A 20,112-nucleotide genomic window follows, 5' to 3' on the forward strand; every position below is an offset into this window, starting at 1 on the left:
AAGTCTCACGACCTCAGCGATTTTTCTTTTAGGGGAGTTTTTTTACAGCCCCTCTGATGGTGCTTAATACATACTTTGATAACAGCCTCACGAATGATCAAGGACCGGTTTCCCTGATAAATAAATGGAAAACATAATCGACAGCATTTTGTTTTCTACCGTGTCCGTCCGGGATGTCATGACTACGGGCACTTTTGTTCCCATGATGACTGCGGCGGTATCCATTTTGGCAAAGAAAATAAGTGATTTAAAAACACAGTTTGCTACCTGCAGATTTGGAAATACCAAAATGTCAGCGTGGCCCGCTACGGGACCTGTAATATTTTTGTGGCGGGCGGCCTCCTCTGAGACGGCATTGTCTAACGCCAGGGGACCATCGACGATACAGTTTTTTATCTGACCTCTGTCGCACATTTTGCTCAGCACTGCGGCATCCATCGTATCCGGAATTTTGGGATTTACCACTTCCAAGGCGGATACCATCGCTACTTTGGGATAGTCATATCCCAGCCGCCGCATCAATTCCACCGCATTTTCAATAATAGCCTTCTTTTCCTCCAGCCCCGGTTCTATGGCCATGGCACAATCGGTCATTAATTGAATCCCGTCCCCGCCGGGTCTATCGTATACGGTAATCTGCGACAGCATTTTTCCGGTATTCAGCCCGTTTTCCTTGTCCAGTACGGCCTTTAAGAATACGGATGTATGAAGATTTCCTTTCATAATCAGATCGCACTCACCGGATTTTGCCAGTCTCACGACGGTTCTCGCCGCTTCACCATGATCCGGGCAATGGATTACAGAAACCGTTTCTTTCAAAATCCCGTTTTCTTCTAAAAGTCCCGTGATTTTTTCACTGTCGCCAACCAATACAAATCGGGCAATCCGGCGTTGTTCCATCTCTTTTACCAGTTCCATAATATCCTGATCTTCGGCCGCAGCTACTCCAATGATCTTCGGATTTTCTCTGTCTAAATACTGTTCAATGTCTCTGATTCGTTTTATCATCTTCCGCCTCTCATTTAATGTTTTGGATATACTTTTTTTGCTTCCTGCCCGTTTAAATATCGAAGACAGCCATCTCCCAGCGCTTCCATCTCATTTTCCCCCGGATAAAGATACACCGGCGCTATGAAACCGATCCGTTCTGTTATCAGTCCCATAAAATAATCAGAGTATGCCAGGCTTCCGGTAAATGCAATCGCTTCCACATGACCGCTCAGAACCGCAGCCGCTCCTCCGATGGACTTTGCCACCTGATACGCCATGGCGCGATAGACAGCTTCCGCCAGTTCATCCCCTTCTTTTATCCGCCGTTCCACCTCTAAGCAGTCCGCAGTGCCTAGGTAACTGACAAGACCGCCCCGCCCGTTTATCTGGCGCAGCATCTCCTGGCAGGTATACTGTCCGGAATAGCAGAGCCGTATCAGCGCTCCCACAGGCAAATCACCGGATCGCTCCGGAGAAAACGGACCATCCCCATCAAGAGCATTGTTGACATCGACCACACGGCCTTTCCTGTGAGCTCCTACGGATATGCCTCCCCCCAGATGAACAACGATCATATCCGTCTCTTCATAGGCTTTCCCAATTTCCGCACAGATCTTCCGCGCCGTCGCTTTTTGGTTTAACGCGTGAAAGCTGGATATTCTTTGAATAGCAGCGCACCCGGAAAATCTGGCTTCGCTGCACAGTTCATCTGTCATGGGCGGGTCTACCACCAATGCCGGGATTCCCAGCTCTTTTCCCATGTCGTAGGCAATCTGGTTGCAGACCGAGCATGGGTGGGAGCCATAGATGCCGCTCTTCATATCTTCAAGCATCTCTTCTCCGATTTCGTAGATTCCCCCTTCCACAGCCCGCATGTTTCCTCCCCGCGTCACCAGGGCATCCAGAGATTCCAGTGTGATATCCGCTTCCTTCAATACCTTTAAGATCGCCTGTTTCCTGTAATCATACTGTTCCCAGACCGTTTGATACTGCTCCAGTTCTTTCGTCGTATGCTTAACCGATACCGATAAAAGTATGTTATCATTTTCTCGTACTGCAATTTTGGTAGAGGTAGAACCCCCATTGGTAATCAGAATTCGATAGTCTTTCCCCATCTCTCCTCCTCTCACCCTTCTGACGCAAGAAGTTCTTCGTATCTGGCAGCCGTTTCCCTCTGCAGGACTTCCATATCGGCCTCTGTCATGTTCTTAAAGCGCCCCTGGAGTGATAAATAATCCCCAATTGGCCTTAATTCCTTCACCTTTTTATTGACTGTAATCCGCCCTTCCTCGTATTCATACAGAACCCAGGCCCCGGTTTCGATGGCCATTCTGCACACCTCAATGGATTTTGCCGGCGGAAATGCCCAGCCGGTAGGACACGGAGTATGTACATGCAGCAATGACGGACCATTCACGTCTTTCGCCTTCTTTACTTTTTTCACCAGATCCGGCAGGTTTGCCACAGAACACGATGCCGCATATGGAATATGGTGGGCTATGGCAATCTTAAGCAAATCTTTCTTATAGGTAGGTTTTCCGGCAGGAGTGGTGGTTGTATTGGCGCCGTAGGGCGTAGCGCTGGAGCCCTGAATTCCCGTATTCATATAGGCTTCATTATCATAGCAGACATACAGCACCCGGTCACCGCGTTCCATCACTCCTGAGAGTGACTGAAGGCCAATATCTGCGGTAGCGCCGTCTCCGGCAAAAGCCAGAACTGTCGTATGCTTATTTCCCTGTGCATCGAGACCGGCTCTCACTCCGGCTGCTGACGCGGCCGTATTTTCCAGATTGCATTGATAACCGGCGATTTTCATATTCGTCACGTTATCAATCCCGCTAAAAAGCGCTGCGCACCCCGGTGGAATAATTGCAACGGTATCCTCGCCTAACGTCCGGATTACATTTCGGAAAACAAGCTCCAGGCCACAGCCTGCGCAGGCATTAACTCCATGGGATACAAGGTCTTTTGCTTCTGTTTCAATCTTATACATATCTGAGCACCTCCCTGATTTCCATTGGATTCTCCTTCGTGTCAATCCAGACCGGTACATCCGAGGCAGCTTCTGCCTGCTGAATATCCTGATACATCCGTTTGATCGTCGCCGGGTTTACGTCTCTGCCACCCAGTCCCCCTATATAATCCTTTATAATACGGTCTCCTCCCACAGCGCTTACCGTCTCCAGGAAAAGAGGTCCTCCTGCGGCGCCGAGACCGGCGCTTCTGTCAAATACAGCAATCCTCTTTGCATTCTGTACCAGCGCCTTCATCTGCTTTGCCGGGAACGGCCGGAAGCTGGTCACCTTTACCGCCCCTACTTTTTCTCCTTTTTCCCGTTGTTCGTTCACAAAATACTTCATTGTCCCTGTCATGGAGCCCATTCCTATCAGGATTGTCTCAGCATCCTCAGTCCTGTATCCCTCAAGCATCTGAATCTTCCGTCCAAATCTGGATTCAAACTCCTTAGCGGTCTCCTGGAACACACTCTCGGCCGCCTCAAATCCCCTCATCATCTGGTATTTCATCTCCGTAAATTCTTCCATGGAAATGAGATCATTGATAAAAACAGGGTCCGCAGGATCCAGCCAATAATTTTTCTTCCGATACGGTCCCACAAAGTCCGTTACCTCGTCCTGTCCCGGCACCGATACCTTCTGCATAGAATGCGACAGGAAAAAGCCATCAAAACACACCATCGCCGGAAGCAAAACCCGCTCATGTTCCGCAATTCTGTAAGCCATCAGCAAAAGGTCATATATCTCCTGCACATTTTCACAGTAGAATTGGAGCCAGCCGCTGTCGCGCTCCGCCATACTGTCCTGATGATCGCACCACAGACTCCACGGTGATGCCAGAGCCCGGTTTACTACCGGCATTACCAATGGAACCCGCATACCGGAGACTGCATTGCAGATTTCATGCATGAGCGCAAGGCCGACAGACGCCGTAGCCGTAGCTGCTCTGACCCCGGTAAGCTGTGCCCCCAGCGCGCAGCTCAAGGCGGAATGCTCTGATTCTACACGAATATAGTTTGCATCCAATGTCCCCTGCGCAATCAAATCCGACAGTTTTTCCGCAATAGGACTCTGGGGTGTAATTGGGTATGCGGAAACCACTTTCACTCCCGCCATGCTCACAGCCTGCACCGCAGCAGCATTTCCGTCCAACATTTTATACTGAGCCATTTATTTCCCACCTCCCACAGGCATCATTTTTATACACGCTTTCGGACATTCATTGGCACAGATTCCGCAGCCCTTGCAGAAGTCCCAGGCAAATACCACACAATCTTCCTGATCTTTTCTTATTGTTATGGCATCGACAGGACAATATCTCTGGCAGGTGCCACATGTTATGCAGGCTTCGTAGTCCACCGCCGGGTATTCCTGACGCCAGGAACCGGTATTCACTGCGCCGAATATGGCAGCAATCGGTCCCTCAGCCCTAAATTTTTCTAGTTTCATCGTAAGCCTCCTTTGCCGCATCCGCATTTGCACTGCCTGCCTTGGTTCCAAAGGTGGACTGAACAGCTGCCATCACGGATTCTATTTTTACGATCCCTGTTCTCGCCAGAATACCAAGCATGGCACTGTTAGGAATATTTCTCTTTATATTCTTCCATGCAATGTGAGTGGCGTCTGCATAATAGACCTCCTGGAAGCCAAATTTTTCTTTAAACTGCCTTGCTATATCTTCTGTCCCTGTATTGAGTACCAGAACCGAGTTTTCACTGATACCTGCGCCAATGTCAATCTCTCTTGTCAAAAAACTGTCATCAGACACAAGAACGATCTCAGGTTCATAGACAAAGCAGTTTAACAAAACCGGTTTACTGTCTATGATAATGCTGGTATTGACAGGGGCTCCGCGTCGTTCATGCCCATATGCCGGTACCGTAATCGCATATTCCTCTTCATAGATGGACACCGCCTCAGACAACGTCTTCGCTGCCGTCACAATTCCCTGGCCTCCCAGGCCAAAAAACTTGAGTTTAATCATGTCTCTCCTCCGTCCTATAATTTTTCCGCGAGTTCCAACAGCAGACGCTCCGCCTTATGTGGATTAAAGATCCCGCAGGCACAGGGCTTCGATAATTCCTCTGCGGCATCCTTTGCCGTTCTTCTGCCTGCCCGTATATCTTCCACCATTTTCGTAACCAGACCGGCTGATATCATGGCATGACCACACATCGTAGTAATCTCCAAAACCTGGGTTTCCGGAAGTTTATCCACATTCCCCCATATTCCAAGGGAAATATCCACCGAATGACGCTGAATCCCCGCCGTTTTTGCACAGCAGTCTACGTCATCCACAAGTCCCGAAACTACAACGGAATATCCATAATCAGCCTCCTTTAATGCCTTCATTACCTCAATCAGCTTGTCCCTGGTGTCAAATACACCGTGAACCATGGGAACATCCGGTGTTAAGTTTGCCTTGATCTCTTCCAGTGAGTTCGTGGCAAAATTTCCGCACCCAATGGCGCCCATATTTACAGGACCGAACTGATCCATCAGGTCCAGATATTTTCGGAATATTTCCACACTGTTTTGATTGTTAATGCCACGTGCCGGCATAATTAATACTACATAATCATCTTTCTGCCCGGAACGGGTCTTCACTCTGTGCAGCGTATGTGTCATAACGCAGCACCTCCTTCCTTTATTCGATCTTCATAACGCGGTCTCCCCAAACCCAGATTTGTTTTAGCTGATGCGGCATGAAGGTCCAGACCCAGTTCTTTTATCATATTCATAACCGGAAGAGAATCATCCCGTTCATCCACGCGGCAGATAATACAGAGGCTGAATACCGTATCAATATGCTGTGATGCCTCCTTAAGCGCCCGGAGTACCGAAGCTGCGTGATCCAGCCTGCAGGAAAATTCCACTATTGCACTCATTACGGACTCATCCAGCACAGATGGATCAAGAAGTCCCTTTTCCCTGTCTGTAATCAGTGATGTTACCGGATTATTAACTTCAAACGTTTCCGCATAAGGAGCTACTGCCTGCAGAATCGTCTGCAGGTCACGGAACGTTGAGCCGATTCCCGGGCGGCCCAGTTCCACGGCAAAGGTAATCATGTCCAGACTATGTACCACACCGGTTACATCATTGGTCTTTACTTCCTCCGTCCCTCTTCCCGCATGCTTGAGTGCGGTATTCTCATGTTTTCCGAATGGGTCTGAAAATGCCTTCCGGTACGCCCTCGGCGCTTCCAGATGAATGTTATATACCGCATCCCGGGGACAGCCGGCATTTTTAAGACAGACACCGCACTCCACACACGCGTCTAAATCAATCACTGCTTTCCTCTGTTCAATCCGTATCGCATCTCTGGGGCAATATGGCACACACTTTCCACAACCCACACATTTTTCCTGATTGATATACATGATTTCACTCCTCCTATTAATGAATAAAATTCAGCAAAATTCCCGCCAGTACCAGCACAACAGAGCCTCCAATTCTGGACGAATAAGAGGAATATGGAAGCAGTTCCATGCGGTCTGCCGCCGCCAGAGTAGCCAGGTCTCCGGTCTGAGCCATGTTTGACATACAAAGCCCCGCCGCAATGGCTGCCTCTACCTCATAAAGTCCCATAAAGTGACCGACAAGTCCTGCTCCAATTGCCGCCCCGATAACGATCACCAGCACCAGTACCAGATAAATTGGATTCGTCAAAGCCTCAATGGTTTTACTAATATCAATATTGGAAATGCCGATTGGGATCAGCGCTGCATAGAGCAGATTCTTTGTCCATGTTCTTGACCACTGGATTGTGCCAACCTCAAGGTGCTTGGGCAGAAGACCAAAGGCCTTGACAAGGGTCAGAATAATAATTAAGTAAACGTATGTATGGAGCCCGCTGTAGACGAACTTATTAATGATGAGGGCCGCCATATAAGCAATCATGGCGATATAGAAGCCTGCGCCCAGACCTTCATAGGTAATCGGCGCTCCGTTGATCTCTTTGTCTTCTTCCTCCAGTTCTCTTGACAGTTCGGGGTCCGCAATCTTAAGGATCTGACCATTGCCCGTTAATGCCGGTTTCTTTTTTCCTACACGGTTTAATAATCCGCCCAGAATAATCGAGGCTACATTGCCAAGTACTACGGCCGGCATCAGTACGGATAAAATCGTCTCCGCTTCTCCCCCAAAGTGGCCGGAATAAATCTGTGAAAGCGGCAGTGCCCCCGCGCCTACGCCTCCACCCATAATTGGAATTGCCAGATTAAACAAAGCATTCTTTCCGCCATAACCGGTGATTGCCCCCACCAGGAACGCCAGCGCCCCCGACATCAGAAGTCCACCCAATATGGCCGGTAAAAACTTTAATGTAGACTTGATAATAATTTTTCTGGACAGCGATAAAATTGCCCCCGCAATCATTATGGAAATAAAGAATGCAAAAAAATTAATGTTATCCATAAAGTTCTTCATAATGTCCTTAAGTCCTGCAGGCAGAATCCCAAAATACATCAGCAAAGCCGGTCCAAACACGCACAGAATCGGGCCCCCACCCATCCAGTCGTGAATAAACTTTACTCTGTCCCCAATCTCACCAAATACGATACCGAAGACAAACATCAATGCAAAACACCCCATAAGATCACCGGGCAGCTTTTCCGTCAGCGTTAACGGAATTACAGTAACAAGACCAATCACAAACGCCAGCCACCCTAAATTTTTTAATTTCATACGAGCCTTCCTTTCTCCCTTTCACTTTTAGTTAACTTCCCCCACTAAGCATCTTCTAAACTTGACTCTTCATCCGGAAATCTCTATATTACTCTTCTTTTTTCCAATCTCCTCCTTCCGCAAGTTCTCTATATGAACTTCATTTTCTTTATACGAACTTTATGTCTTTATATTATTCCTTTCCGCATGTTTTGTCAATACTGGATTTCATAATAAATAGAAGCGCTGTTTTCCTTTCAGATACTGTTAAAAGCCGGTAAAAGAAGGTTGCAACTCAAACCGCATTTTGTTATAACTATAATAATAAATCTGGAAAGGATAATGATTGTGGAAAATACGACCAAAGATCAAAATGAAAAATATATGCTGCAGTCCGTGACAAACGCACTGCGAATTATAGAACTGTTAGGAGAACATAATTTTTTGACACTGACTGAAATAGCAGATGGGCTGGATTTGGGGAAAAGTTCGGTTTTCCGTCTCGTAGCTACACTGGAAGCCAGGGGATTTGTCAAAAAGGACAAGTATGGCCGGTGCCGTCTCGGAATGAAATTTTCGTATTTCGGCTCCGTTGTGCTGGCCCGCATGGAGATTTTGCAGGCTTCACGCCCGTATTTAGAGGAGCTTCAGCGGAATGTCCACGAAACCGTACATCTGGCCATATGGGATGATGACTGGAATATCCGTTTTATTGATAAGATTGACGGTGGTATTGCATTTCATATGAAGTCCTTCGTGGGCCTTCCGAAAACCTGCTACTCCACCGCCACGGGAAAATCCATGCTTGCATTTATGGGAGACGAGTTTATCCATAACTTTTTAGAAAATGTGCAGCTGACCCCTATGACCCCGCACACGACTACCGAACCTGAAAAACTCTTAGAATCGCTGGAAGAAATCCGGCGCAGCGGTTATTGTTTAAGTATTGAGGAAGATGAACTTGGACTTACCTGCATCGGCGCTCCCGTCATTGACACCAGCCAGAAACCGATCGCCGCCATCAGCATCTCCGGTCCAACGGTACGTATGACGGAACATCTCTCAGAATATCCGAAGAAAGTGATGGATGCGGCAAAGCTCATTTCGGAAAGTATCAGCTGATAAAGTTTCCTCAGAAACACAAAAAACATTTGAAAACGCCAGAAAGACTTCCGTCTCTCTGGCGTTTTACCAAACTTTATTCTCTGCCTTCCTGTCGCATTACTTACAAAAACGTTTTAAATGTAAAATTCTCCATACACTCCAGATTGTATGCAGCCTTTATAGAAAGTTCTCCCCTGGCGGAAGGCGGATTTCCCTGCCACCGCTCGGAATCATTTAACCCTGCTGACCGTTCATATGCCTGGAACCACAAGGCATTGCGTTTATGTTCTTTTGCCTGCTGCTCCATCACTTCGTAATCAACAATTTCCGCAGCTTTCTCCTCAAACCAGGCAGTCAGTTCCTGCTGTTTTTGCGCAATATCGCAAATCTCCTCCGGGTCTTCCTTCCTGTCAAATAAAATACTTTGAGGGACCTCCGTATGGTAATGTATAAATTTATAGTCTCCATACCGCAGCATGATGCTTCCCACGAACCCACGATTTGTCTCATCCACCATCTGGCTGACCACCATGCCGTCGTCCACCTCGCCCTGCATTCTCCCCACAAGTGATTTCCCATCCCCAATTTCAAAGGAAGTCCCTGCCATACTGCAGACCGTTGGCCCCAAATCCATAAGGCTGACAGGGGAAGTCACACAATGGCCGGCAGGAATTCCATCTCCGGCAAATATCATAGGAACTTTTGACGCTTTATCGGAATAATTCCGTTTGCCAAACAAACGATTTTCACCTACGCAGTCACCATGGTCCGAGACATACCCCATAACCGCTTTATGACCGTTTCTCTTGGCATAGCGTTGAAATTCCCGCTTCACTTCTCCAATCTGCCCATCCATTATCTCAATCTGTCCACAGTAAGCGGCCAGACACCCGCGAACCACCTCTTCCGTCACATGCTCTTCCTTCATGCGGCCGGCAAGGACTTCATTTTTCAGCAGATAATCCGGTATTTCCCGCCGGTCAAATCCCCTTGGAATCGTCACTCTTTCATAATACTTTCGATACAGCTTCTCATTAGTGATGTATGGAAAATGGGGACCATAGGTTCCAACCAGGATAAACTGGGGTTTATCATGCTCTTCTTTCAAATAATCAAGAACGGCATCTATCACCATCCTGTCATAATGCTCCACCGGCGATTCCCCCGCCCCGACAATCTCAGTGGCGCCCCAGTCTGCAAACGCCGCCGTCAGAACGCCCCGCTCTTCCTTGATTTTCTGAAATGGCCGCTGCCAGCTGACCGGTGTGATATCCGGAGCAATCCGTTTTGTAAACCCATGACGCTGATTGGCACCAATAAAATGCATCCTGCCTGCCAGAACCGTATCATACCCCTCCGCCACCAGGGCGTGGGTGAAGCAGGAAACCGTATCAGACAAGGTATCCTGATTGCTGTATATTCCTGTCCTGGAAGGAAGCAGAGAGGACATGACGGACATTCTGGCAGGCACGCAGATTGGACACGGCGTATACGCCTCCTCAAAGGAAGTTCCCTCCCCGCGCAATTGATTTAGTTCGGGAGTATCAACCGAAACACTCCCCCACCCACTATAATCCGCACCATGCTGGTCACTCATCAAAATTAAAATATCCGGTTTTTCCATCACAACAAATCCCCTTTCCCATTCTATGCCGGTTCTGAGCCCCCCGCTTCCTCTCTCCGATGCAGCTCCACCCGGATTTCTTCCATCATCTCCGGCGTCAGCGTGTACAGCTTCATGGCAATCAGGTTGACGATCAGGCCGACGATGACTATTCCGTACATTCCAAACAACCCGATAGCAAACAGTTTATTGGAAAATGGAGTGTCAATAGTTGGAAGTTCATTCCGAAAACCGATTGCCGCAATCAAAAAGCTGACCAGTGTCGGTGCAAGGGAGGAAATCACTTTGTCCGAAAATGTGAACAAGCTGGCTACCAGACCCGGCACATATTTTCCACTCCGATACATTTCATAATCGATTACATCCGCAATCATCGGATTGGTGACATTGGAGGTCACCATGGTAAATCCTTTGTACAGACACCACAGCACCAGGAATGCAAGCGTGAAGAAGCTCCAGCCACTAAACCCTTCATAACCCGGGAAATTAAAGGTCTTCGGGTCACCAAACACCCACAGAAGGATGCTGAGAACACATACCACAATTCCGCCAATACTTCCAAACAACATGGATTTCCTGGAGCCGAATTTCCTTGCCACGCCGCCCAGTCCCAGGATAATCATCAGAATACAGGGAATCAGCGTATAGGAGTTTGCCCCGCTGTTCAGTTTGGCATTTCCCGCCACAATCGCATACAGAATCACAACAATCGTAGCATTGCTCTGGCACACCGTAGCCAATTTGTCGCTGCCAGCCGAAAGAATCAGCATCTGCAATGGACGGTTATGTTTTATCACATCCACCGCCTCTTTCCAGTCAAAACCCTTTTGCCTCTTCGTTACCACCTCTTTCTGATAGGTGTCCTTGTCCTTAAATCCATAAAAAGCCAGAATTGAAAACACAAGAATAATTGCAGCAAATACCAGCCAGTAAGTGCGGAAGAATTCCAGATTGAACCCTTTCGTTTTTGGAATAATATGAGAAAATACAATAACCGGGAGTACAGAGTAAAGCGTTTGAATGGATACCCCCCGTATCATTCCAATGGTTGCCCTCTGCTTTGGGTCCTCCGTCAAAATCTGCCCGGCCGCCCGTGCCGCCGGATTTAGCATTGTCGTTCCAAGGACAAATATCATGTAGGAAACCACATAAGCCGCCAGCCGCAGACCCACATTTTCAGGCATCATAACAGGCACATTGACCATGCACCAGGAAGAAACCAGCACCGTGACAGCGCCAATGATAATCCACGGACGAAACTTTCCAATTTTTGTATTTGTCTTGTCCAGAATCGCTCCCATCCCGATATCCGTAAATGCATCCCAAATACGGAAAATAGTGATAAAAGAGCCTGCAAGTACCGTTCCAACTCCCACAATCCCCGTTAAATAATAAGAAAAATAATTAGCAAAATTTGTGCTGGCATTCAAGCAAAGTCCAAGCCAGGATGCAAAAAGCATTTCAATCAATGTCGCACGTCTTCTATATTTCTTCTGATTCTCCATCCGAATAATCCCCCATTATCGTTTTATAATCTGGTGTCCCAGCGTCCGCACCAGACTGTGTCATTGTAATGTCCCTTAAACTCCGATTTCCCTGTTATCTTCATGACCGTCGCATGAATGTACTCCCTGGTTGGGCAGTAGGCGTTGATAAACGTCCGGAACATGGGAAGTTCATATAAATGATTGGTATAGTTCAACGATACGCAGACCGTCGGCACATCGGCGCTATACCACGGTATCTCATTGGAATGACCGGCTGACCAGCGGATTCTCATAGTATTCTCCTGGGCATAGCCCTTTATATGTACGAAGACCATAATCAGGTCATACCGCGCCTTTAACTCCTCCACCGGCTCACAGGCCCGAATCAGCCCTTTATTCCGGGGAGAGGGATGGTTCCGCTCCATTTCATAGAAATTCTCGTGAAGCGTCACCTCGAAACCTGCCTTTTCCAGTTCCTCCACTACGATGTGCTTGGAGGCATCCGTCCCGTCCAGAATGCTGGCCGGCTCGCTCTCGATATAGTACAATTTTACACGCTTCCTCTTCTCCGGGTCAATCGGCAGAATTTTCTGCGTGTCTTTCACCAGCGTAACCGCTTCCTCAGCAGCTCTGGCCGCATACTGATGATGCGCCCCGCATCCAACCATGTCAAGTCCCTTCCGGTCCGGAAATTCCAGGTGGTAGAGACCTAGGTGCGCCTTCATTCCTAAGATGCGGTGAAGCGCGTCACTCAACCGCTCCTCCGTAATGACGCCATTTCGATACCCGTCCATCATGTACTTCAAATCCTCTTCCGGCTCGTGGAAGAACAGAAACATATCGCACCCGGCCGCAATCGCTCCCGGAACCTGCTCACTTCTCGGACAGGAGCAGGTTAGCCCCGCCATGTGGGAGGCATCCGTCACAATCAGCCCGTTAAATCCCAGCTGTTCCCGCAAAAGATTCTGAAGCAGTTCCGGCGAAAGGGTGGCCGGCATGATATCCTTATCCGACGCATCCGGCCGAAACCTTCTGGTATAGGCGGGCTGGCAGATATGGCCTATCATCATGCTCTCCAGACCGCTGTCAATCAGCTCCCGGTACACCTTTCCGTAGACATTATCCCACTCCTCACAGGATAAATCATTACATCCCATCACCAGATGCTGGTCTCTCTCCTCACTTCCGTCCCCTGGAAAATGCTTCGCGCAGCAGGCAATGTTGTGGCGGTGTACCCCATCCATATATGCCTTCGCCATCCGTACCACCGTGTCCGGCTCATCGCCAAAGCACCGGGTATTCACAATCGTGTTCCGCCAGTTTAACAGCACATCGGTGACCGGCGCAAAGTTCCAGTTGCACCCAATCGCAGACGCCTCCACACCGCTGACATACCCCATATCATAGGCCGCCTGGGTTGTCTCGCAGGCGCCGCAGGCCGCATTGGTGGCCACAATCGTCCCCTCGGCGACGGCGCCGTTCCCGCCGGTCTCGCAGTTGGCGGCAATTAGCAGTGGAATCCTGCTGTATTCCTGGTAGAGACGGTTCTGCTCATAGACTTCCTCCAGAGTCCCTCCCATCCACCGGAGCCCGCCGATGTGATAGTTTTCACACACCTTTCGGATATAGTCAGGATTTCGGTTCTGATTAAAAATGATAAACAGCTGTCCGATCTTCTCCTCCGGAGTCATACCCGCTATGGTGTCTTCCACCCACGCAATCTGTTCGTCATTCAGATAAAACGGCATTGCTTTTAAATCAACCATACATTTATTCTCCTCATGCTTTGTTACAAAAACTCTGATTTGGAAGCTTCCCATCGATGACTACATTTTACTGAAAAGGCCTAGTATCCGTTATGACTATTTTTGTTTGGTTTTGTAATATTTTGACTTCTTGCCAAAAATCACCATCCATACTATAATCATGACAAAAGAACCCGTTGCCGCCGCCAGAACAGGAGCCGCCATGTACCAGATCATTATGTCGTTTCTTCGCAGATACTTAGAAGCCAGCCATATCCACAGTTATCTGCTCTCTCCTCCAATCAAAGAGCCCGTCGTATTTGACAACGGGCTGCGTGATTATCTGTTTGAATCTCCGGAATATGAAAAGCTGCTGCACAGCATGCTGGATGCCTGCCAATTGAAAACCGTCTACTTTCTGACCGACACCTACGGCTGCCACTATGTGCTGGCCTATCTTCCGGACGGTAACTGTCTGTTCATCGGCCCCTACTCTTACGTCAAGTTTGATGAACCGCTGATATACCGTCTCGCCAGACAGTTCCAGGTGCCGACCAATAAAATGTCCGGTTTTAAATCCTACTATTATTCCCTTCCCTTCGTGAGCCAGGAAGAGCGGTTCGTTCTTCTCATTCTCACCTTCATGGACGAAGTGTACGGGAGCCAGAACTCCTACACCGTTGATTTCGTGACAACACCCTTTGACGAGCAGATGCTTTACGGGGAGTATTCCGCGGAGCCTTCGGAGCCGGAAGACACCCTTCAGGACAACGAGGCCAGGTATCAGCTGATGGCAGATTTGCTGGCCGCTGTAAAAACCACCAATGCCAAACTCGCCATTCAGCTGATGCATCAGTTCCTGGCAAAAGTTCCCGGTCCGCGCTTCTCCAATCCGCTGAAGGACGCCAAAAAACTGGCTGATTGTGTTTAACACCTCCCTTCGCATGACCGCGGAACAGGCCAACGTCCATCCCTATTATCTGGGGAAAATATCGGCGAAGTTTTCTTTCCGCATTGACGCGCTGACCAATCCGGAGCACAAGACACGCATTATGCAGGATATGATTCGCCAGTACTGTCTGCTGATACAGAATCATGCAGAGTGTGAGTATTCCAGGCTGATTCAGCGGGTGCTGATTATGATAGAAGCGAATCTGGCTTCCGATTTGTCCCTAAAAGCCATCGCGGGAGAGTTAAATATCAATGCCAGCTATCTGTCCCATCTGTTCAAAAAAGAAGTCGGCATAACCCTGACTGAGTACGTAAACAAAACGCGGATCGAGGAGTCACTGGTCTGTCTCAACGGCACCGACATGCAGATTCAGGCCATCGGCCAGAAAGTGGGAATTTATGACCTGGCCTATTTTACAAAGCTGTTCAAGAAACAGATTGGCATGTCCCCCAGCGATTACCGCAAATCCATACGCTCTCCATCCGGGGCGTAATACAGGGCGTGATACGGGCCATGACAGCGGTGAGCGAAGCTTCCTGCTCTGCCTCTATCGTGCCTGTTTTACCACGCCCGGTTAACCGTCTCAATGCAGTCTACCGCCGTGATGGACAATGCTCCCGTCGTCTCCGGGGCGTTGTCCTTCCAGCGCTCCGAATCATCCAGTCCCGTTTCCGCTTCAAACGCACAGAACAGTTTTGCATCCCGCCGGTGCTCCAAATATTCTCTCTCCATTCTGTCAAAATCGGCCAGCTGTGATGCCATCTGACAAAACCATGCGGCCAGTTCCTCATGTTCTTTCACAATATTGTGTCTCTCTTCCCCATCACATGATAAATCAAACAACAACGCCTGCTCCTCATACCCGTGATACAGGATGTATTTGTACTGCTGATAGCGGAGCATGATACTGGCGCAGGGGCGTCCATCCACCATATCCACCAGCTGGCTCACCACCACACGCTCCGAATCTGCCCCCTCTTTTCCATCCTCCATGCAGGATTTCAGAGAAATTCCATCACCGATAGAAAAGGAGGTCCCAGCCATGTCACACACAGTAGGCCCCACATCCATCAGGCTGACAGGACTTTTTATCGTCCGGTTGCCAGATATCCGGCTTCCCTCAAAAATCATCGGTATTCTGGAGGATTTGTCGAAATATGTCTGCTTACCGTACATATATTTCTCCCCCGCCATGTCCCCGTGGTCCGAGAGATACCCAAACACGGAATCTCTGCCCCTTCTTTCCGTAAACTCCCGGAATTTTTCCCGTAGAATCCCTACCTGTCTGTCCATCACCTCAATCTGCCCGCAGTATGCGGCCAGACATCCCCTTGCAATATCCGGCGTCACCTCACTGCCCTTCACCTTTTCTTCAAGCATCGGCAGCTGACCCACAAATTGCGGCATCTGTTCCTGATACAGATATCCCAGCTCCCCTACCCGCTCATAGTACTTTCGGTACATCTCCTCATCCGTGATATAGGGGAAATGTGGGCCAAAGGTTCCCACCAGAATAAACTGCGGCTTCTTGTGCTCCTCATTCAAATATTGAAGTGCATGTTCGACAACCATCCTGTCATAATCCGACACTATGGATACCCCGGCGCCGGCCAGCTTCACTGCACCTTTGGAGGAAAAGGCGGCCACCGTTCTGCCCCTCTCCTTCACAATCTCCCCAAACGGCTTCTTCCAGCTGACTGGTGTGATATCCGGCGCCAGCCGTCTGGTAAATCCGTGGCGCTGGTCCCCGCCAATAAAATGCATCCGTCCCACTAACACCGTCTCATACCCGGCTGCCGCCAATGCATGGGTAAAGCAGGGAGTCAGATTGGATAAGGTGTATCCATTCTCGTAAACCCCCGTTTTGGATGGCAGTTTTGCCGACATCATCGACATTCTGGCCGGGACGCAGAGCGGACATGGCGTATAGGCCGCGTCAAAGGAAGTTCCATGCTCCCTCATCTCCTCCAAAACCGGCGTGTCCACCTTTACCCTCCCCCAGCTGCAAAAATCGGCGCCGTGCTGGTCACTCATGTATATCATGATATCTGGTTGTTTTTCTGTCATGATTTTTCTCTCCTCTCTTCCATTAACATTTTCTTCTATTTTCGCAGATTTCTTTTTGATTCATTATAATAATATTGTCTTTCATTTGTATCATTTTTGGATTTCTAAAAAACAAAATTCTACTAATCCAACCAAAAATCATCATAACGTATTCTCCGTCTTTTTCCTATAATTGGGATATCAAAAACAAAGGAGAAATGTCTTATGCCACAACGTCCCAATTTTATCGTTATCCATGCCGACCAGCTGCGCTACGACTGTGTGGGGGCATCCGGGCGCAGGGAGGGGATTTATACTCCCCATATTGATTCCATCGCATGGCAGGGCGCCAATTTCAGCAGCTGCTACGCCACCTGCCCGGTCTGCATTCCCCAGCGGTTATCACTTCTGACAGGACAGACCCCGGAGCATCACGGTCTGTTTTCCAACACCGGCATTCCCTATCTTCCACTGGAGCACACGCTCCCCACGGAGATGCGGAAAGGCGGGTATGAGACGGCTCTGGTGGGAAGAACCATGCACACCTACCCGGCTTCCTGCTCCTACGGCTTCGAGTACTATCTTCCCGGTGACCCCAGCTCCGAGCGAAAGGACAGCGGGGATGCCTTTTTCAAATATTTAAAGGACCACAATCCGGAGGACTGCGGCGGTTACTACGGAAACGGCCCCCACAACAATTCCCGGGCGGCCGGCCCCTTCCATCTGGCTGACCATTTCCATCAGACCAAATGGGCGACAAACCGGGCCATCGATTTTCTGGACAACCGGGATGCCTCCCGCCCCTTTCTGCTGTTTGTCGGTTACTATGCCCCCCACTCTCCCCACAATCCACCGGCAGAGTATTTTAACCGCTACTATAACCGCACAGATTTGGACGAGCCGTGGATTGCCCCCTGGGATGTCCCGCCTGTGAACAACGGCAATGTGATGTCCCGCTATATTCATCTTCAGGGGGAGGAACTCCGGGCCGCCAGGGCCGGGTATTATGGCAACATAGCATTTCTGGACAGTCAGACCTCCCGCCTTCTGGAACGGGCTATGAGACTGGACAACACTTACGTCATCTTCACATCCGACCACGGGGAAATGCTGGGAGACCATTATCTCTATCAGAAGAGCCGTCCCTATGAGGGCGCCGTTCACATCCCATTTATGATGATGGGCCCGGATATCCCCGACTGCCAGGAAATCCATAACCCTGTGGGCTGGCACGATATCATGCCCACAATTCTGGATTTAGCCGGGCTGCCAATCCCGGATACGGTTGACGGGAAAAGCATGGCTCCCCTTCTGAGAGGAGAGACGGATACCCAATGGCGCTCCTTCCTTCACGGGGAATGCTTCCACGAGCTGATGTTTTCCGCCAGACAGAAGCCCATCTCCCAGCAGCCGAATCTGGTATACGAGAAGGGCTCCCATTTCCTGACGGACGGGATTATGAAATATATCTGGTATGACACCAGCGGTGCGGAACAGCTCTTTCAGATAAGCACCGATTACCAGGAATTGCAGGACTTATCCAGGCTCCCGGCCTATCAGGACGAGCTAATCCGCTGGCGCTTTCTGCTGATACGGGAACTTGCAGGCCGCCCGGAGGGCTTCAGCGACGGCACCAGCCTGATCCCGGGAAAGGACCCGGTCCGTGCAAGCAGGGAAATGCTTCAGCTGGCCAGACAGCGGACGGAAGAAGGGTTCTCCCTTGCTTTCTCCCGAAAGAAGCCGCCTGAGTCTTCCATGAATTTTGAAAATCATTTTTTCAATTAAACAATAAAATGAATGAATGGAAACAGTTTCAGGAAAGGACAGACATGACGAAAAAAAGACCAAATATTATCATATTCAACCCGGACCAGATGCGCAGGGATGCTCTTCACCATCTGGGAAATCCGGCAGCTATAACCCCGTTTCTGGATTCCTTCGCCCAGACGGAGGCCGTATCCTTCCGCAACGCCTTCTGTCAGAATCCAGTCTGTGTGCCTAGCCGCTGCAGCTTTATGTCCGGCCTCTATCCCCACGTGGGAGGGCACCGCACCATGGGACATCTGCTTCACACCCAGGAGACTTCCCTTCTCAAAGAGTTGAAGGAGGACGGCTACTACGTGTGGTCCAACGCCCGCAATGACCTTGTCGCCGAGCAGATTCCCGGGCAGATTGCATCTCATGTCACAGAGCTTTATTATGGCGGCAACGCTGAACCGGCGCCAGGCCCCGTCCACGAGCATATCCGCGGCGGGCGCGGGGACAAAAATTTTTATTCATTTTATACGGGAGAGTTAAAGCTGGATGAACACGGCCGGAATTACAACGGTGACGACGAAGATTTGGATGCCGCCATCGAGCGCATTCTCCATCCGGTGGATGAGCGGCCCCTATGTCTCTTTCTGGGGACCATGTACCCCCATCCGCCTTACCAGATTGAGGAGCCCTACTTCTCGGCTATCGACCGTACCCTTCTTCCTGACAGAATCCGGGCGGAGGACACCAGGGGGAAGGCGCTGATTTTGGAGCTAATTCGAACCTATCAGAATATGCAGACCTACACCGAGGACGACTGGAAGGAGCTGCGGGCCGTGTATTTGGGAATGTGTATGAAAATCGACTCCCAGTTTCAACGTCTCTGTGAGGCGCTGAAACTGGCGGGCATCTATGACAACTCCGCCATCTTCTTTTTCAGCGACCACGGGGATTACACCGGCGACTACGGCCTGACGGAGAAAACGCAGAATACCTTTGAAGACTGCCTCACCAACGTGCCATTCCTGGTAAAGCCACCAAAGGGTTATGAACTGGACTGCGGCGTCACGGACAGCCTGATAGAGCTGGTTGATTTCTACGCCACCGCCCTTGATTTTGCCGGGACCTCCCCAGCCCACGACCATTTTGGCAAAAGCCTGGCGCCGGTTATCGCCGACCGGCAAAAGCAGATTCGCTCCTTTGTCTGCTGCGAGGGAGGACGGCGCGCCGATGAAATCCAGTGCAGGGAAGGCGCCAATCCTGATGACGAGGGACGGAGTAGGGATATCATCTACTGGCCCCGCTACGCCGCACAGTGGAATGACGATGCCCACGCAAAAGGCACCATGATACGCAGTGATAAATACAAATATGTCTATCGCAGCAATGGTGCCAGTGAATTCTATGACTTGGAACTTGACCCCGGCGAGACCGTCAATCTGGTGGATAAACCGGAATATCAAACTGTGATTGGGCAAATGACGGCCAGTCTCCTCTCCTGGTATCAGGATACCTGTGACATCGTGCCCCGCACCACAGACGAGCGTTTCAGCCGGCAGATGGTATGGGAAAAAGTGAAACGGCTCTGCCCCGCCGGGCATGAGGAAGAGGTGCGCTCCAGGATTGAACACGGCATGGGATTATTTCCCGCCCAGGAGTACTGCCGCCAGCTTCGAAAGCAGCAGGAGACGAATTCTGCAAAAAACAAATAAGGAGAAAAAGG

18 protein-coding genes are annotated in these 20,112 nt (G+C 49.7%); 5 read left to right on the forward strand and 13 right to left on the reverse strand.

The window, feature by feature from the left end:
• Positions 1-87: 87 nt before the first annotated feature.
• From HMPREF9473_RS19725 to HMPREF9473_RS19765, 9 genes are read right to left on the reverse strand one after another with little or no spacing between them, the layout of a single operon-like run.
• The gene (locus HMPREF9473_RS19725; RefSeq protein ID WP_006781973.1) at positions 88-1,008 is read right to left on the reverse strand and encodes a bifunctional enoyl-CoA hydratase/phosphate acetyltransferase; all 921 of its coding nucleotides are present in this window, start codon (positions 1,006-1,008) and stop codon (positions 88-90) included.
• A 14-nt stretch (positions 1,009-1,022) separates the two neighbouring features.
• Entirely contained in the window at positions 1,023-2,105 is a 1,083-nt protein-coding gene (gene buk / locus HMPREF9473_RS19730; RefSeq protein ID WP_006781974.1) for a butyrate kinase, read from the reverse strand.
• Between the two features lie 11 nt (positions 2,106-2,116).
• Positions 2,117-2,986 (reverse strand): thiamine pyrophosphate-dependent enzyme, encoded by an 870-nt coding sequence (locus HMPREF9473_RS19735; protein ID WP_006781975.1) that lies wholly within the window; start codon positions 2,984-2,986, stop codon positions 2,117-2,119.
• The gene (gene porA, locus HMPREF9473_RS19740; RefSeq protein ID WP_006781976.1) at positions 2,979-4,178 is read right to left on the reverse strand and encodes a 2-ketoisovalerate ferredoxin oxidoreductase subunit alpha; all 1,200 of its coding nucleotides are present in this window, start codon (positions 4,176-4,178) and stop codon (positions 2,979-2,981) included. Before porA ends, HMPREF9473_RS19735 begins: the two co-directional genes overlap by 8 nt.
• Positions 4,179-4,457 (reverse strand): 4Fe-4S binding protein, encoded by a 279-nt coding sequence (locus HMPREF9473_RS19745; RefSeq protein WP_006781977.1) that lies wholly within the window; start codon positions 4,455-4,457, stop codon positions 4,179-4,181.
• Positions 4,438-4,992, reverse strand: a complete 555-nt coding sequence (locus HMPREF9473_RS19750; RefSeq protein ID WP_006781978.1) for a 2-oxoacid:acceptor oxidoreductase family protein — start codon at positions 4,990-4,992, stop codon at positions 4,438-4,440. Before HMPREF9473_RS19750 ends, HMPREF9473_RS19745 begins: the two co-directional genes overlap by 20 nt.
• Positions 4,993-5,006: 14 nt before the next feature.
• A complete protein-coding gene (locus HMPREF9473_RS19755; protein ID WP_006781979.1) occupies positions 5,007-5,636 on the reverse strand; it encodes a hypothetical protein in 630 nt (209 codons plus the stop codon).
• Positions 5,633-6,391 (reverse strand): DUF362 domain-containing protein, encoded by a 759-nt coding sequence (locus HMPREF9473_RS19760; protein WP_006781980.1) that lies wholly within the window; start codon positions 6,389-6,391, stop codon positions 5,633-5,635. The genes HMPREF9473_RS19755 and HMPREF9473_RS19760 overlap by 4 nt, the downstream gene beginning before the upstream one ends.
• Before the next feature lie 16 nt (positions 6,392-6,407).
• Positions 6,408-7,697 (reverse strand): 2-hydroxycarboxylate transporter family protein, encoded by a 1,290-nt coding sequence (locus HMPREF9473_RS19765; protein WP_006781981.1) that lies wholly within the window; start codon positions 7,695-7,697, stop codon positions 6,408-6,410.
• A gap of 363 nt (positions 7,698-8,060) precedes the next feature.
• Here HMPREF9473_RS19765 and HMPREF9473_RS19770 point away from each other — a divergent pair, with 363 nt between their 5' ends.
• Positions 8,061-8,798 (forward strand): IclR family transcriptional regulator, encoded by a 738-nt coding sequence (locus HMPREF9473_RS19770; RefSeq protein WP_187388718.1) that lies wholly within the window; start codon positions 8,061-8,063, stop codon positions 8,796-8,798.
• Positions 8,799-8,901: 103 nt separating this feature from the next.
• On the opposite strand, the gene HMPREF9473_RS19775 is transcribed toward HMPREF9473_RS19770, so the two are convergent.
• The 3 genes from HMPREF9473_RS19775 to HMPREF9473_RS19785 are packed head-to-tail and all read right to left on the reverse strand — an operon-like array spanning position 8,902 to position 13,657.
• Positions 8,902-10,404 (reverse strand): sulfatase-like hydrolase/transferase, encoded by a 1,503-nt coding sequence (locus tag HMPREF9473_RS19775; RefSeq protein WP_006781983.1) that lies wholly within the window; start codon positions 10,402-10,404, stop codon positions 8,902-8,904.
• A 23-nt stretch (positions 10,405-10,427) separates the two neighbouring features.
• The gene (locus HMPREF9473_RS19780; RefSeq protein WP_006781984.1) at positions 10,428-11,909 is read right to left on the reverse strand and encodes an MFS transporter; all 1,482 of its coding nucleotides are present in this window, start codon (positions 11,907-11,909) and stop codon (positions 10,428-10,430) included.
• A 23-nt stretch (positions 11,910-11,932) separates the two neighbouring features.
• The gene (locus HMPREF9473_RS19785) at positions 11,933-13,657 is read right to left on the reverse strand and encodes a glycoside hydrolase family 3 protein (RefSeq protein WP_006781985.1); all 1,725 of its coding nucleotides are present in this window, start codon (positions 13,655-13,657) and stop codon (positions 11,933-11,935) included.
• A 160-nt stretch (positions 13,658-13,817) separates the two neighbouring features.
• Here HMPREF9473_RS19785 and HMPREF9473_RS19790 point away from each other — a divergent pair, with 160 nt between their 5' ends.
• Together HMPREF9473_RS19790 and HMPREF9473_RS19795 are read left to right on the forward strand one after the other, a co-directional pair.
• Positions 13,818-14,567, forward strand: coding sequence for a hypothetical protein (locus HMPREF9473_RS19790; RefSeq protein ID WP_187388719.1), 750 nt, complete (start codon positions 13,818-13,820; stop codon positions 14,565-14,567).
• A gap of 13 nt (positions 14,568-14,580) precedes the next feature.
• A complete protein-coding gene (locus tag HMPREF9473_RS19795) occupies positions 14,581-15,081 on the forward strand; it encodes a helix-turn-helix domain-containing protein (RefSeq protein ID WP_006781987.1) in 501 nt (166 codons plus the stop codon).
• A 68-nt stretch (positions 15,082-15,149) separates the two neighbouring features.
• On the opposite strand, the gene HMPREF9473_RS19800 is transcribed toward HMPREF9473_RS19795, so the two are convergent.
• Positions 15,150-16,655, reverse strand: a complete 1,506-nt coding sequence (locus HMPREF9473_RS19800) for a sulfatase-like hydrolase/transferase (protein ID WP_006781988.1) — start codon at positions 16,653-16,655, stop codon at positions 15,150-15,152.
• Between the two features lie 204 nt (positions 16,656-16,859).
• On the opposite strand from HMPREF9473_RS19800, the gene HMPREF9473_RS19805 reads away from it, so the two are divergent.
• Positions 16,860-18,419 (forward strand): sulfatase-like hydrolase/transferase, encoded by a 1,560-nt coding sequence (locus HMPREF9473_RS19805; RefSeq protein ID WP_006781989.1) that lies wholly within the window; start codon positions 16,860-16,862, stop codon positions 18,417-18,419.
• Positions 18,420-18,463: 44 nt separating this feature from the next.
• On the forward strand, positions 18,464-20,101 hold the full coding sequence (locus HMPREF9473_RS19810) for a sulfatase-like hydrolase/transferase (RefSeq protein ID WP_006781990.1): 1,638 nt from the start codon (positions 18,464-18,466) through the stop codon (positions 20,099-20,101).
• Positions 20,102-20,112: the final 11 nt, after the last annotated feature.

It is taken from the genome of Hungatella hathewayi WAL-18680 (genome assembly GCF_000235505.1).
GTDB classification, from domain to species: Bacteria; Bacillota; Clostridia; order Lachnospirales; family Lachnospiraceae; genus Hungatella_A; species Hungatella_A hathewayi_A.

Coding starts and splice junctions, on each gene's coding strand:
- HMPREF9473_RS19725 (WP_006781973.1), bottom strand. CDS start 1,008: ATGATAAAACGAATCAGAGACATTGAACAGTATTTAGACAGAGAAAAT.
- buk (WP_006781974.1), bottom strand. CDS start 2,105: ATGGGGAAAGACTATCGAATTCTGATTACCAATGGGGGTTCTACCTCT.
- HMPREF9473_RS19735 (WP_006781975.1), bottom strand. CDS start 2,986: ATGTATAAGATTGAAACAGAAGCAAAAGACCTTGTATCCCATGGAGTT.
- porA (WP_006781976.1), bottom strand. CDS start 4,178: ATGGCTCAGTATAAAATGTTGGACGGAAATGCTGCTGCGGTGCAGGCT.
- HMPREF9473_RS19745 (WP_006781977.1), bottom strand. CDS start 4,457: ATGAAACTAGAAAAATTTAGGGCTGAGGGACCGATTGCTGCCATATTC.
- HMPREF9473_RS19750 (WP_006781978.1), bottom strand. CDS start 4,992: ATGATTAAACTCAAGTTTTTTGGCCTGGGAGGCCAGGGAATTGTGACG.
- HMPREF9473_RS19755 (WP_006781979.1), bottom strand. CDS start 5,636: ATGACACATACGCTGCACAGAGTGAAGACCCGTTCCGGGCAGAAAGAT.
- HMPREF9473_RS19760 (WP_006781980.1), bottom strand. CDS start 6,391: ATGTATATCAATCAGGAAAAATGTGTGGGTTGTGGAAAGTGTGTGCCA.
- HMPREF9473_RS19765 (WP_006781981.1), bottom strand. CDS start 7,697: ATGAAATTAAAAAATTTAGGGTGGCTGGCGTTTGTGATTGGTCTTGTT.
- HMPREF9473_RS19770 (WP_187388718.1), top strand. CDS start 8,061: ATGCTGCAGTCCGTGACAAACGCACTGCGAATTATAGAACTGTTAGGA.
- HMPREF9473_RS19775 (WP_006781983.1), bottom strand. CDS start 10,404: ATGGAAAAACCGGATATTTTAATTTTGATGAGTGACCAGCATGGTGCG.
- HMPREF9473_RS19780 (WP_006781984.1), bottom strand. CDS start 11,909: ATGGAGAATCAGAAGAAATATAGAAGACGTGCGACATTGATTGAAATG.
- HMPREF9473_RS19785 (WP_006781985.1), bottom strand. CDS start 13,657: ATGGTTGATTTAAAAGCAATGCCGTTTTATCTGAATGACGAACAGATT.
- HMPREF9473_RS19790 (WP_187388719.1), top strand. CDS start 13,818: ATGACAAAAGAACCCGTTGCCGCCGCCAGAACAGGAGCCGCCATGTAC.
- HMPREF9473_RS19795 (WP_006781987.1), top strand. CDS start 14,581: ATGACCGCGGAACAGGCCAACGTCCATCCCTATTATCTGGGGAAAATA.
- HMPREF9473_RS19800 (WP_006781988.1), bottom strand. CDS start 16,655: ATGACAGAAAAACAACCAGATATCATGATATACATGAGTGACCAGCAC.
- HMPREF9473_RS19805 (WP_006781989.1), top strand. CDS start 16,860: ATGCCACAACGTCCCAATTTTATCGTTATCCATGCCGACCAGCTGCGC.
- HMPREF9473_RS19810 (WP_006781990.1), top strand. CDS start 18,464: ATGACGAAAAAAAGACCAAATATTATCATATTCAACCCGGACCAGATG.